Raw genomic sequence first — 12,996 nt, forward strand, 5'->3', positions numbered from 1 at the left:
GGACCCCCTCGTCCCCCACCCGCGGCGCGCGACAGCACCCCGGGCGGCGGCCGCGGACGCCCGGCGCGCCGCCCCAGGCACCAGCACCACCCCCTTGAAGGAGAAGACCAGATGACCACCTCCCGACCCGGAGCGTCCGGAGCCACCGGAACCGCCGGAGAGCCCGCAACAGCCGGAGCCCGCGCCACGGCCGGTTCCGCCCGCGTGCACACCCCGGGAGCCGCACGATGAGGGTCCTGCTGATCGGAGCCAACGGATACCTCGGCCGCTTCGTCGCCGACCGCCTGCTCGCCGACCCGGCCGTCCAGCTCACCGCGCTCGGCCGCGGCGACGACGCCGACGTCCGCTTCGACCTCGCCACCGGCAGCCCGGGCGCGCTCACCCGCTTCCTCGACGCGGTCCACCCCGGAGTCGTCGTCAACTGCGCCGGCGCCACCCGCGGCGGCGCCCGCGAACTCACCCGGCACAACACCGTCGCCGTCGCCACGGTCTGCGAGGCCCTGCGGCGCAGCGGCTGCGGGGCCCGCCTGGTGCAGATCGGGTGCAGCGCCGAGTACGGCCCCAGCCAGCCCGGCTCGTCCACGGCCGAGGACGCGGTGCCCCGCCCCGGCGGCCCGTACGGCGTCAGCAAGCTCGCCGCCACCGAACTGGTCCTCGGCTCCGGCCTCGACGCCGTCGTGCTGCGCGTCTTCTCGCCCGCCGGGCCCGGCACCCCGGCCGGCTCCCCGCTCGGCCGCCTCGCCGAGGCCATGCGCCGCGCCATGCAGTCCGGCGACGGCGAACTCAAGCTCGGCGGGCTCGGCGCCCAGCGGGACTTCATCGACGTACGCGACGTCGCCCGCGCCGTGCACGCCGCCTCGCTCTCCGCCGCGCAGGGCGTCATCAACATCGGCTCCGGCCGTGCCGTGCGCCTCAGGGAGGCCGCCGCCGTCCTCGCGCGCGTGGCCGGCTACGGCGGCGCGCTGCACGAACTCGACGCCCCGCCCGGGTCCCTGCGCAGCGCCATCGGCCACCCGCGCGCCGACTCCGAGCACGCGGCCCCGGTGGCGTACCCCTACCCGGACGGTTGCGGCAGCTGGCAGCAGGCCGACGTGCGCACCGCGCGCGACCGGCTCGGCTGGCGGCCCCGCATCAACCTCGAAGAATCCCTGGCCGACATCTGGATGGAGGCGGCATGCCGCATCTGACCAGCACCACCACGGACACCACCAGCACCCGGGTCCGCACCGTCCTCGGCGTCCCCGGTTACGCCCACCCGCTCGTCGCGCCCGCCCAGTGGGCCGAGCTGGCCCGCCCCGGCACCCCGCTGGACTGGGTCGTCCTCGACGTGGCCGACGGACCCGGCACCCGCCCCGACCCGCACTGCCTGGAGGCGGCGGGCCGGCTGCGCGGGGCCGGCGTCCGCCTCCTCGGCCACCTGGACCTCGCCCACGGCGCCCGCGCCCTCGGTGACCTGCTCGCCGACGCCCAGCGCCATCTGGACTGGTACCGGGTCGACGGCTTCCTCCTGGACCGCTGCCCCGGGGAGCGGTCCGCGCTCCCCGGGGTCCGCCGCGCGGTCACCACGCTCAGGACGATCAGTGACACCGCCCACATCGTGCTCGGCCACGGCAGCCATCCGCACCCGGGCTACGCCGAGAACGCCGACCAGCTGGTGACCTTCTCCGGGCCCTGGTCCGACTACCGCTGGTCGCAGGTCGCCGAGTGGACCGCCGACTACCCGCCCGACCGGTTCTGCCACTTCGTGCACAGCGTGCCCCGGGGGCATCTGGAGGAGGCGCTGCGCATCGCGCGCTGGCAGGGAGCGGCCACGATCTACTTCACCGACCACACCGACCGGCGTGGCCGCGCCGACCCCTGGGAGACCATGCCCGGCTACTGGGACGAGATCGTCTCGCGTATCGGAACGGGTGTCTCGGAATGAAGGAGGGCGTGGCAGTGTTGCAGCAAGAACCACTGTAGTGATCGACCGACCAACGGAGTCCCCGTGTCGCTGCCACCCCTGGTCGAGCCAGCTTCTGAGCTCACCGTAGACGAGGTCCGCAGGTACTCCCGCCACCTGATCATCCCCGATGTGGGCATGGACGGGCAGAAGCGGCTGAAGAACGCCAAGGTGCTCTGTGTGGGGGCCGGCGGCCTGGGCTCGCCGGCGCTGATGTACCTGGCCGCCGCGGGCGTGGGCACCCTTGGCATCGTGGAGTTCGACGAGGTCGACGAGTCGAACCTGCAGCGCCAGATCATCCACAGCCAGTCCGACATCGGCCGCTCCAAGGCCGAGTCCGCGCGGGACACGGTCAAGGGCATCAACCCGTACGTGAACGTGATCCTTCACGAGGAGCGGCTCGAGGCCGACAACGTGATGGAGATCTTCGGCCAGTACGACCTGATCGTCGACGGCACCGACAACTTCGCGACCCGGTACCTGGTCAACGACGCGTGCGTGCTGCTGAACAAGCCGTACGTCTGGGGCTCGATCTACCGGTTCGACGGCCAGGCCTCGGTCTTCTGGTCCGAGCACGGCCCCTGCTACCGCTGCCTGTACCCGGAGCCCCCGCCGCCCGGCATGGTCCCCTCCTGCGCCGAGGGCGGCGTGCTGGGCGTGCTGTGCGCGTCCATCGGCTCCATCCAGGTCAACGAGGCCATCAAGCTCCTCGCGGGCATCGGCGAGCCGCTGGTCGGCCGCCTGATGATCTACGACGCCCTGGAGATGACGTACCGACAGGTCAAGGTTCGCAAGGACCCGAACTGCGCGGTCTGCGGCGAGAATCCCACCGTCACCGAGCTCATCGACTACGAGGCCTTCTGCGGCGTGGTCTCCGAGGAGGCCCAGGCGGCGGCCGCCGGCTCCACGATCACTCCCAAGCAGCTCAAGGAGTGGATCGACGACGGCGAGAACATCGAGATCATCGACGTCCGCGAGCCGAACGAGTACGAGATCGTCTCCATCCCGGGCGCCAAGCTGATCCCGAAGAACGAGTTCCTCATGGGCGGCGCCCTGGAGACCCTTCCGCAGGACCGGAAGATCGTCCTGCACTGCAAGACGGGTGTCCGCAGTGCGGAAGTCCTCGCCGTCCTGAAGTCCGCGGGCTTCGCCGACGCCGTCCACGTCGGCGGCGGGGTCATCGGCTGGGTCAACCAGATCGAACCGGACAAGCCGGTCTACTAGGCATCGGCCCCGCCGACCGGCAGACCTGACGAGGCCCACGGCACTGAACACTTCAGCCGCCGTGGGCTTCTGCCGTTGCCGTTCGCCCGCCGCCCGGCCTCACCGTTCTGCGAGGATCCTGGCATGCAGTTCGACGACCCTGCCGGGCTGAGCCGCGCCTGCACGGAACGGCTCGGTGAGAAGGCCGGGCGGCAGTTCGCCGCCATGGCCCGCCGCGGCTTCCGGCTGGACCGCCCGGTGGGCGGTACGCGGGCCACCGGCCGATGCCGACTCGGTGGGCCCGCCCTCCTCGAACCGGAGACCTGCTGGCCCGAACACCGCGGGGTTCCGTTGTCCCTGCACGCCGTGCTGGACACCGATGCTCTCGCTGCCTGGCTGGGCGACCAACTGCCCGTACGGCCGGGCCTGCTCAACTTCTTCCACCTCGATCCGGACGTGCCGTATGAGGAGTACCGCCGACTGGACACGTCCGGACCCGGGATCTGCCGCGTCGTCCCCGCCGACCCGGCACGGGCGGTCGAGACGACGGCACCCGAACCGGCGAGAAGCTACCCGACCGTACCCGTTCACGCGGCCGAGGCGGCCATGCTCCCGGACTGCTGGGACGTCGAGGACGAGGACGTGGAGTTCGACAGGGACCAGCACTGGGGCGCGGCATCGCTCATCCTCGACGAGATGGCGGACCTCGACGGGAACACCGCAGGCAGCCACTGCGCCTTCGGCTGGCCGGACACCTCGTACACGCTCAAGGTGTCGTCCCGCGACGCCGACGGCCCTGCCGTCCATCTGCTTCAGCTCGCCGGGGACGCCGAACTGGGATGGGGCTGGGGTGACGCCGGCACGCTGTACTTCACGATCCCGGCCCAGGCACTCGCGGCCGGCGACTTCGGCCAGGCCGTGGCGCAGGCCCTGTGCTGTTGATCCGCACGACGAGCGCGCACCGTCGTCCGTCGGCGGTGACCGGGCTGAGCGCGCGCACCCCGGTCGGCCGCTGAACGCCCGAGCCGGTCCGGCCGCTCACCCCTGCTGCTCGGGCTGTCGGCCGGACGCCGCGGCCCTTCAGGCCGCGAGGGCGTCGTCCTCGGCCGGTTCGTCCTGGGCTGCCAGGCCGGCCACCCACAACGGCATCAGCCGGTGCACCGCCAGGACGGCGATGAGTGCCGGTGCGGCGTACGTCGTCACGGCATGGCCGGCGGACGCACCCGCGATCAGCAGGCCGACGGCGGTTGCGGCAAGGAGCAAGGTCATCAGCCGATGGGCGCGGGCCTGCACCCGGGCGCGCTCGGTCAACTGCCTTTCGTCCAGGGCTCGTCCGCGCAGTTCGAGCAGGCCACGGGTGGCCGCGTTGATCGCCCCGGTCGCGACCACCCACGGCAGCAGCAGCACCACCATGACCACGACGGCCCAGATCGGCCTGGCCTCCGTGAGGGTGCTGTAGGCCATGAGGGCGCCTATGGCCGCCGTGAGCACCACATGTGCGGCGACCACCGTGCGCCGACGTGCGCCCGTGGCGTACAGGGGGCGGCCCCGGCGATCGTTCATCAGCCGCAGCATGTGGCGGTCGTAGCGTGTGAGCGGCGTCGTGGTCATGACGTCTTCCTCCCGTAGATCTCATCCGTGAGCGGCCGGAACGGGTCCAGCGAGAAGAGCGCCTCCACCGGCAGCTCGAAGAACCTCGCGATCTTCAGAGCCAGGTCGAGACTCGGGTTGTACTGCCCCCGCTCGATGTAGCCGATGGTCTGGTAGTGCGCCCCCACCGCCTCGGCCAGGTGCTGCCGCGAGACTTTCCGCTCGGCGCGAACCATGGCCAGTCTGTTGTGTACCTGCTCGCTCATGTATAAGAACTACTACATCTTGAGAAAGGGTTGCAACACGCGAGAAGGGAGGCGGCCGCCCTGCCCTCCGGTGAGACGACGAAGCCCACGGTGTCCGACCCGGTCGGACGCCTGGGCTTCTGCCGTGCTCCGGGTCTCAGCGTGTCTCGACGACGAGCTTCTCGATCACGACCTCATTGACGGGTCGGTCGGTGCGGGGGTCGGTCTGCGTCGTCGCGATGGCGTCGACGACCTTCCTGCTGCCCGCGTCGGCGACCTCCCCGAAGATGGTGTGCTTGCCGGTGAGCCACGCGGTGGGGGCCACGGTGATGAAGAACTGGGATCCGTTGGTGCCCGGCCCGGAGTTGGCCATCGCGAGCAGGTACGGCTTGTCGAAGGCGAGGTCCGGGTGGAACTCGTCCGCGAACCGGTATCCGGGGCCACCCGTGCCGTTGCCCAGCGGATCGCCGCCCTGGATCATGAAGCCGTCGATGACCCGGTGGAAGACCGTGCCGTCGTACAGTGCGTCGGTCGTCGACGCGCCCGTCTCCGGGTGGACCCACTCCCGCTCGCCTTGCGCCAGTTCCACGAAGTTCTTCACCGTCTTCGGCGCGTGATTCGGGAGAAGGCGGATCACGATGTCGCCCTGACTGGTCTTCATGGTCGCGTACAGCTGCTCTGCCACGGTGATCCTCTCTGACGGTTCGTCATGCGATCGTGGCACGCGGCCGTCGGCGGCACGCATCGTCGCCTTCGGGCGGCGCGGCAATCCCGCCGAACGGGTGACGGCCGGGGCCTGGCCGCAGCGCATGCGATCAGCCGGTCGGCGCCGAGCCGGCCTCCTCGGGAGCCTGCTGGTCCTCCATGTCCGCGACGCGCACGGGTCCGCCGGTGGTGACGGACCGGACGGCCGCGAGGGCGACGGCCAGGGCGGCACGGGCGTCCTGGCCGGTGACCCGGGCCTCGGGGCGGCCGCCGGTCCGCCGTCAGGAGCAGACCTTGCTGTCCTTCGGCACCGTCCCGTCCAGCAGATAGGCGTTCACCGCCGAGTCGACGCAGTCGCTGCCGTTTCCGTACGCGCCGTGGCCCTCGCCCTTCCAGGTCAGCTCCATCCCGACGCCCTTGCCCAGTCCGTCGGCCATTCTCCGGGCGCCCTCGTACGGGGTGGCCGGGTCGCCGGTGTTGCCGACGAGCAGGATCGGGGCCGCGCCCGGCGCGCTCACCTGCGGGGTGTCGAACTGGCCCGGCACCGGCCAGTCGTGGCACCAGCCCGCCGTGTCCCAGCCCAGGAAGTCCCCGAACACCGGTGAGATCCGCTCGAATCCGGCCAGCCGTTTCTTCGTCTCGGCGGGCGTCGGCCGCTCCTTGTCGTCCAGGCACGATATGACCCGCTGGGAGTGGGACGTCGTGCCGTAATGGCCCCCGGGCTGCCGCTCGTCGTAGTCGTCGGCGAGCGCTAGCAGTTCCGAACCGTCGCCGCTCTCGGCGGACTTCAGCGCGCTGGTCAGGCGTGGCCAGCTGGACTCGCTGTACAGCGGCAGCACTATCCCGGTGACCGCGAGCGTCTGGGTCAGCTTCCGCCCGGACGAGGTGGGCAGCGGCCGGGCGTCGAGCCGCTTGAGCAGGTCCGCGATTTCGCGCGAGCCCTGCGCGGGGTCCTGGCCGGTGGACTTCAGGTAGTCGTCCAGCGCCCGCTGGAATCCGCGGGCCTGGTTCTCCGCCTGGCCGACGGTGTCCGCGGTCGGGTCGACCACCGCGTCGAGGGTCATCCGGCCCACCCGCTGCGGGAACAGGTGGGCGTACACACCGCCGAGTTCGGTGCCGTAGGAGATGCCGAAGTAGTGCGTCTTCGCGTCGCCGAGGACCTGGCGCATCAGGTCCATGTCGCGTGCGGTGTCGGTGGTGGACACATGGGCCAGCAGTCGGCCGGCGGCTTTCTGGCAGCCTTTGCCGAAGTCGGCGGCGTCCTGGAGGTAGGCCTTCTCCTCGGCGGGGGTGTCCGGTGTGGCGTCGACGTCCTCGGCGGCCTCGATGTCACGGTCGCCGCGGCAGCGGACGCCCTCGCTCGCGCCGACCCCGCGCGGGTCCCAGCTCACCAGGTCGTAGCGCTCACGGAGCCTGGAGACGGTGGCCGCGTAGTACGGCATCATCGACACGCCGGAGCCGCCGGGGCCTCCGAAGTCGAACAGCAGCGAGCCGATGCGGTCGCCTCCGGTCGCCTTCGCGCGGATGAGGGCGAGGCCGATCGTCGTGCCGCCCGGCCTGGACCAGTCCAGCGGCACCTTGAGCGTCGCGCACCGCCAGTCGTCGCTCGGGGCGGGGGAGTCACCCGCGGCCTTGCACCGCTGCCAGTCGAGGCGCTGGGAGGTGAGGGAGGCGGGCACGACGGTGTGCTCGGCCGGCGACCCCGGCGAGGGTGCGGCGTGCGTTCCCCCGCCCCCGTCGTCCTTCCCGCTCCGGTGTCCCTTTCCGTTGGCGCCGCCGTCCGGCGAGCCGCCGCAGCCGGCCAGCAGCAGCGCGGCGGCCACGGCGGCCGTCCACCGCATCAAGCGCACCATGCGCACCCCCCTCACAGGCCCTCCGCGTCGTGCCGCGCCGGGCGTTCCAGGCCATGGTAGGCGTACCGACCCGAGCCCGTGGGGGCCTGTGGATAACCCTCTGACCTGCGGAATCTTTGGGGAGTGTGGTGGCTGATCAGGTGCAGACCGTGCCGGCCTCCGGCTCCTTGCCGTCCAGCAGATAGCTGTTCACCGCGCTCTGCACGCACTTGTTCTTGCTGTCGTACGCGCCGTGCCCCTGGCCCTTGTACGTCAGCTCCACCGCGACGCCCTTGCCGAGCGCGTCCACCATCTTCTTCGCACCCTCGTACGGGGTGGCCGGGTCGCCGGTGTTGCCGACGATGAGGATGGGCGCCGACCCGGGCGCGCTGACGTCGGGATGGTCGGCGGCGCCCGGTACCGCCCAGTCGGTGCAGCTGACCATGCCCCATGCCAGGTAGTCCCCGAACAGCGGTGAGGCGGCGCGGAACTCGGGCAGCTTCTGCTGGACGAAGCCGGTGGTGTACCGCGGCTTCTCGTCGGCGCAGTTGATCGCCGCGTTCGCCGCGGTGATGTTGCTGTACTCGCCGTTCTCGCTGCGGCCGTTCATCGAGTCGGACAGCAGCATCAGGACCCGGCCGTCGCCGTCGTACGCCTGCTCCAGCCCTTCGGTGAGGTACTCCCAGAAGTCCTTGGAGTACAGGGACTCCGCGATGCCGTTGGTCGCGGCGGTCTGGGTGAGCTGCCGCGGGAAGATGCCCGGGAGCGGCTTCTTGTCCAGGTCGCTCAGCAGTTTCGCGATGCGGTCCTTGACGTCCTGCGGGGAGTTCCCGATCGGGCACTCCGTCGGTTTGGAGGTGCAGTCCTCGGCGAAGTTGTCGAGCGCGAGCTGGAAGCCCCGCGCCTGGCCGAGCGCGCTCTGCTCGGGGTTCTGCGTCGGGTCGACGACGGCGTCGAAGACGGCCCGGCCGACCTTCTTGGGGAACAGGTGGGCGTAGACGCCGCCGAGTTCGGTGCCGTAGGAGATGCCGAAGTAGTACAGCTTGGCGTCGCCCAGGACCTGCCGCATCAGGTCCATGTCACGGGCCGCGTCGGTGGTGCTCACCCGCGGCAGGATCTTCTTGGAGTTCCTCTCGCAGGCGGCGTTGAACTGCCTGGTGCGGTTGATGAGTTGGGCCTGCTCGGCGGCGTTGTCGGGCGTGGCGTCCTGCTGGAAGTACGAGTCGAGCTCGGAGTCGCCCTCGCACTCGACCGGTGCGCTGCGGCCGACCCCGCGCGGGTCGAAGCTGACCAGGTCGTAGCGGGTCCGCAAGGCCGCGTAGTCGTTGCCGAACGCGGGCAGCGTGGTGACGCCGCTGCCGCCGGGACCGCCGAAGTTGAACACGAGCGAGCCGATCCGTTTGCTCGGGGGTCCGCCGGCCTTGGCGCGGATCAGCGCGATGCCGATCGTGTCCCCTTTGGGCCTGCTCCAGTCCAGGGGCGCCCGCATGGTGGCGCACTGCCACTGGGTGCCGTTCGGCAGCGGGGAGGGGGCACCGCCGCCGCCCTGCGCCTCGGACGGGGCGGGGCAGTCCCTCCAGTCCAGCTTCTGCGCCGTGAGATCCCCGTCCTGGTCACTGTCGCCGCACCCGGCCAGCAGCGCGGCCAGTAGCACGGCGGTCGTGGTCACGGCGGTGGCACGCAGCCGGAAGGGGTTGGCCATGTATCCATCCTGGGGGCGCGCACGCCGGCCCGCGCGGGGCACGAGCCGTACGAGGTACGCCGTCGGCCGCTGCTACAGGGCGCCCTTGCGGCTCAGGTGGTTGAAGGCCAGCCAGCCCGGAAGCACGGGCAGCCAGAGCGTCAGCAGCCGGTACAGCAGGACGGCCGGCGCGGCGACCTCCTTGGGCAGACCGACGGCGATCAGGCCGACCGTCAGGGTCGCCTCGACGGCGCCGACGCCGCCCGGGGTCGGCGCCGCGGACCCGAGCGCGTTGCCGGCCAGGAAGACGACGGCGACGCTGGCGATGCTCAGCGAGGTCGAGCCGTCGCCGAACGCCCTGATGGAGGCGTCCAGGCACATCACGAAGCAGAACGTCAGCAGCAGGATGCCGCCGATTCCGGTGACGAGCTTCTGCGGCCGCTGCACCACGTCGAGCATGCGGGGCACGACACCGGCGAACAGCGACCTCACGCGCGTGACGACGAACTTCCGAAGGAACGGCACCGAGGTCACGACGAGCACCAGCACCGCCACCGTCAGCAGACCGGCGATGACCGTGCGGGACGGCGACAGCGACGGCGTCTTCTCGGTGCCGGTGAGATAGCCGAAGGACAGCAGCATGAGGATGTGGCAGCCGAGCCCGGCCAGCTGCGACGCGCCGACGCTCGCCACCGCGAGCCCCGGCCGGACCCCCGCGCGCTGCAGATACCGGGTGTTGAGGGCCACACCGCCGACCGCCGCCGGTGCCACGATCTTCACGAACGAGCCGGCCACCTGGGCCGCCATGCCCCGCAGGAACGGCACCCGCTCCGGTACGAACCCGAGGAGCTGCATCGCCGCCGCGACATAGCTGAGCGCCGAGAACAGCAGGGCCGCCACGACCCAGCCCCACTGGGCGTTGGCGATCAGCGGTCCGAACTCGATGTGGGTGAGCTGCGTCAGCAGGAAGTACGCGCCGATGGCACCGGCGATGAGACTGATCAGGGTGCGCGGCCGCACCCGTTCGAGCCGGGCCGGCTCCACCGGTGCCTGGGGCCTGATCCGCAGCACCTGGTGGCGGATCTGGGTGAGCAGGTCCTCCTCGCGCGCTTCGTCGAGGGCCTCGTCGAGGGCGCGCTTCTCGGCCCGCGCCTGCGCGCGTACGGCCTTCTTGTCGGTCGTCTCAAGGAGGTCCGTGCCGTGCTCCCCGGCTTCCTCCAGGCGGGCCTGCTTGGTCTGCCGGGACGCCTCCAGGACCGCCTCGCGCTCGCGCTGGGCCCGCTCCCGGGCCAGTTTTCGCAGCGTCGCGCGCGTGGAGCGCGTCAGGGCGATCGGCTGGAGCAGTGGCAGGCAGTCGGCGACCGCGTCGGGCCCGAGGACCCGGACCGCCGAGGCCACCGCGCGCTCGGCGCCGACCCGCAGGCCGAGCGTGGTGACCAGCTGGGCCACGTCCATGCGCAGCAGCAGGTCACCTGCCGCGATCTCGCCGCCGCGCAGCTCGGCGAGGATCACATTGCCGGAACGATCCACCAGAATCGCGTCACCGGCCAGCCTGCGGTGCGCGATGCGCCGCGACTGCAGCGCGCGTACCTGGTGCCAGGTGTTGCGCAGCAGCTCGTCGGTGATCTCCTCGTCGGCCAGTGAGTCCAGGGTGTGCCCGCCGGTGTGCTCGTAGACGAGCATCACCGCGTCCGGGCCGAGTTCCGAGGTGGCGATCAGCTTGGGGGCGTTGGCGCCCGCCGCGATCGCCGCGTACGCCAGCAGGGCCTCCTGCTCCAGCGCCTGGCGAAGCGACTGGAGGCTGGAGCGGGTGGCGAAGCCGCGCAGGGTCAGATTGCGCCAGGCCCGGTAGAAGAAGCCCTGGGCCTGCTGCTCCCGGTCGACGACCGTGACGTCCAGCGGCGGGCCGTCCTCCAGGGTGACGAAGTAGCGGCGCCCGCGGTCGCCGTTCTCCGCCTCGGAGACGTCCTCGCGGGCCGCGCTGACCGGGTGGAAGCCGACGTGCCTGAGGCCCGCCATCAGGGTCTGGCCGGTGGGGCGGACGTTGGGGGAGCCGACCGCGTACAGGGTTCCGTAGGCGATCGTCCAGCCGATCAGCACCGTCAGGATGATCGAGAAGGGGGTCGTGTAGCCGGTGACCAGCATGGAGAACGCGTCGAGCAGCAGCACGATCCACAGCACCGCGCGCCATCTGGGTCTGCGGGACATGCCGACGGCCGTCATGTAGGCGATGACGGGGGCCAGATAGCCGTGCACCGGGTCGGTCAGGGCGTGGATGTCGCCCGGCGAGGGCTGGGTGAGCGCTTCCTGGATCGAGCCCGGGGCGGCCCGTGCGACCCACAGGTCGGTGGCGAGTGTCACTCCGTGGGCGAGGACGGCCGCGAGGACGCCGTCGGCGATCCGCAGCCCGTCCCGTTTGATCAGCCGTTCGATCGCGAAGGCGACCGGTACGAGGAGGATCGCGATGCTCGACGCTAGCCCCGCGAACCTGATCAGCAGGTCGGGGGCCTGCCCGGTGCCCTTGTTGATGTCCTGTTCGAGACCCGAGGTGGTGCCGTGCGCGAACGCGGCGACGGCCAGCAGCACCACGATGGCGAGCAGGCCCACCAGGAGCCGCATGAGGTCGGAGGGGCGGTGCACGCGCGCGGGGAGCAGCGGTTCGTCCCCCTCGACCTCCTCGGCGTGCGGGTCGTCGGCGTCGGCGCTCGGCTCGGCCGGCGGGTTCTGCGGGATGTGCGCCCCCTCGGCCGCGGTCTCGTCCTCACGCGCGCGCGTGTGACGCGTCTCATTAGCTTCGGTGCGGTCCTCGCGCGCACGCGTGCCGTCCGCCTCGTGGGCGCCGGCGTCCTCCCCCTGCTCGCGTGGACCGTCGTCCGGGCGCGGACCGGTGTCCTCCCGGTGCGCGTCGCTGTCCCCGTCGCCCGGGCGGGCGGCGCCGGGGCGCGCGGGGGTGTCAGGGCTGCCGGCCCCGCCCTCCGGGTGCACGCCCTGCTGCTTCATGGTCTCTTCTTGGTCTCGTATCACCAGTCACCGCCCGCACGATGGTGGCATGCCCGGCCGACACGCGCGGGCATCAGGGTGCGGATGCGCGGGCGGACAGTCTGCCGGAAGTGCCGCCCAGGGGCGAGAGGGCCGCCGGGTGCGCTCCCCGCCACGATGTCGGCGGGGTGCGGCAGGATGGGGCGAATGAGCGACCAGAGCCCTGCCGAGGACACCCGGGAGGCATACCCGGACGCCCTGCCGGAGTACGCCGAGCGGGTCCTTCAGGTAGCCGAGCTTATTCCGCCGGGGCGGGTCATGACGTACGGCGACGTGGCCGAGTTCCTGGAGGAGGGCGGCCCGCGCCAGGTCGGCCGTGTGATGTCCCTCTACGGCGGCGCCGTCCCCTGGTGGCGCGTCGTACGGGCCGACGGTGCGCTGCTGCCCGGCCACGAGCTGCGCGCGCTCGAGCACTACCGCACCGAGGGCACGCCGCTGAAGGAGGCGGGCAGGAGCGCCGAGGGCCACCTGCCGCGGCTCGACATGCGGCGGGCCCGGTGGGACGGCGACACGGGCGCGGAGGGTCACACCTGACAGCTTCCGCCATCGGATGCCGCCGGGGAGGGCCTGTAGTCCGTACGAGGGACACCGGGGACGTCCGTGGCATGACGTACGTTCGTGGGATGAGGGACCCGCGTGGCCGGAGTGCCGTGAGGGAAGAAGCGGAAGCCCTGCTTCCGACCGGGGCGGCGGCGTAGCGTCGTCGGCACGTGTCCCCCTCACCCCACGGTCACCGCCTCGCACGCGTGACCGCCCGAC

General features: G+C 71.8%; 11 protein-coding genes. 5 read left to right on the plus strand and 6 right to left on the minus strand.

Annotation, left to right across the window (positions count from 1 at the left end):
• Window positions 1–227 precede the first annotated feature (227 nt).
• From ACZ7FF_RS24075 to ACZ7FF_RS24090, 4 genes are all read left to right on the plus strand, one after another.
• Window positions 228–1,187: an NAD-dependent epimerase/dehydratase family protein gene (locus tag ACZ7FF_RS24075; RefSeq protein ID WP_470814326.1), complete on the plus strand. Its 960-nt coding sequence runs from the start codon at window positions 228–230 to the stop codon at window positions 1,185–1,187.
• The gene (locus ACZ7FF_RS24080; protein ID WP_470814327.1) at window positions 1,175–1,924 is read left to right on the plus strand and encodes a spherulation-specific family 4 protein; all 750 of its coding nucleotides are present in this window, start codon (window positions 1,175–1,177) and stop codon (window positions 1,922–1,924) included. Before ACZ7FF_RS24075 ends, ACZ7FF_RS24080 begins: the two co-directional genes overlap by 13 nt.
• Window positions 1,925–1,987: 63 nt before the next feature.
• The gene (moeZ, locus tag ACZ7FF_RS24085) at window positions 1,988–3,166 is read left to right on the plus strand and encodes an adenylyltransferase/sulfurtransferase MoeZ (RefSeq protein ID WP_470814328.1); all 1,179 of its coding nucleotides are present in this window, start codon (window positions 1,988–1,990) and stop codon (window positions 3,164–3,166) included.
• Window positions 3,167–3,289: 123 nt separating this feature from the next.
• Window positions 3,290–4,087, plus strand: a complete 798-nt coding sequence (locus tag ACZ7FF_RS24090; protein ID WP_470814329.1) for a DUF1963 domain-containing protein — start codon at window positions 3,290–3,292, stop codon at window positions 4,085–4,087.
• Window positions 4,088–4,225: 138 nt separating this feature from the next.
• Here ACZ7FF_RS24090 and ACZ7FF_RS24095 read toward each other — a convergent pair whose 3' ends face one another.
• From ACZ7FF_RS24095 to ACZ7FF_RS24120, 6 genes are all read right to left on the minus strand, one after another.
• Window positions 4,226–4,756 (minus strand): hypothetical protein, encoded by a 531-nt coding sequence (locus ACZ7FF_RS24095; protein ID WP_470814330.1) that lies wholly within the window; start codon window positions 4,754–4,756, stop codon window positions 4,226–4,228.
• A complete protein-coding gene (locus tag ACZ7FF_RS24100) occupies window positions 4,753–5,001 on the minus strand; it encodes a helix-turn-helix transcriptional regulator (protein WP_470814331.1) in 249 nt (82 codons plus the stop codon). Before ACZ7FF_RS24100 ends, ACZ7FF_RS24095 begins: the two co-directional genes overlap by 4 nt.
• A gap of 136 nt (window positions 5,002–5,137) precedes the next feature.
• Window positions 5,138–5,665 carry a peptidylprolyl isomerase gene (locus tag ACZ7FF_RS24105; protein WP_470814332.1) on the minus strand — a complete coding sequence of 176 codons (528 nt, stop codon included), beginning with the start codon at window positions 5,663–5,665 and terminating at the stop codon, window positions 5,138–5,140.
• 301 nt (window positions 5,666–5,966) lie between these two features.
• Window positions 5,967–7,538, minus strand: coding sequence for an alpha/beta hydrolase (locus tag ACZ7FF_RS24110; RefSeq protein WP_470814333.1), 1,572 nt, complete (start codon window positions 7,536–7,538; stop codon window positions 5,967–5,969).
• Window positions 7,539–7,674: 136 nt separating this feature from the next.
• Window positions 7,675–9,219 carry an alpha/beta hydrolase gene (locus tag ACZ7FF_RS24115; protein WP_470814334.1) on the minus strand — a complete coding sequence of 515 codons (1,545 nt, stop codon included), beginning with the start codon at window positions 9,217–9,219 and terminating at the stop codon, window positions 7,675–7,677.
• A 72-nt stretch (window positions 9,220–9,291) separates the two neighbouring features.
• Entirely contained in the window at window positions 9,292–12,198 is a 2,907-nt protein-coding gene (locus ACZ7FF_RS24120) for a lysylphosphatidylglycerol synthase transmembrane domain-containing protein (RefSeq protein WP_470814335.1), read from the minus strand.
• A gap of 186 nt (window positions 12,199–12,384) precedes the next feature.
• On the opposite strand from ACZ7FF_RS24120, the gene ACZ7FF_RS24125 reads away from it, so the two are divergent.
• The gene (locus ACZ7FF_RS24125; protein ID WP_470814336.1) at window positions 12,385–12,771 is read left to right on the plus strand and encodes an MGMT family protein; all 387 of its coding nucleotides are present in this window, start codon (window positions 12,385–12,387) and stop codon (window positions 12,769–12,771) included.
• Window positions 12,772–12,996: the final 225 nt, after the last annotated feature.

The organism is Streptomyces sp. NPDC037126 (assembly GCF_055605965.1).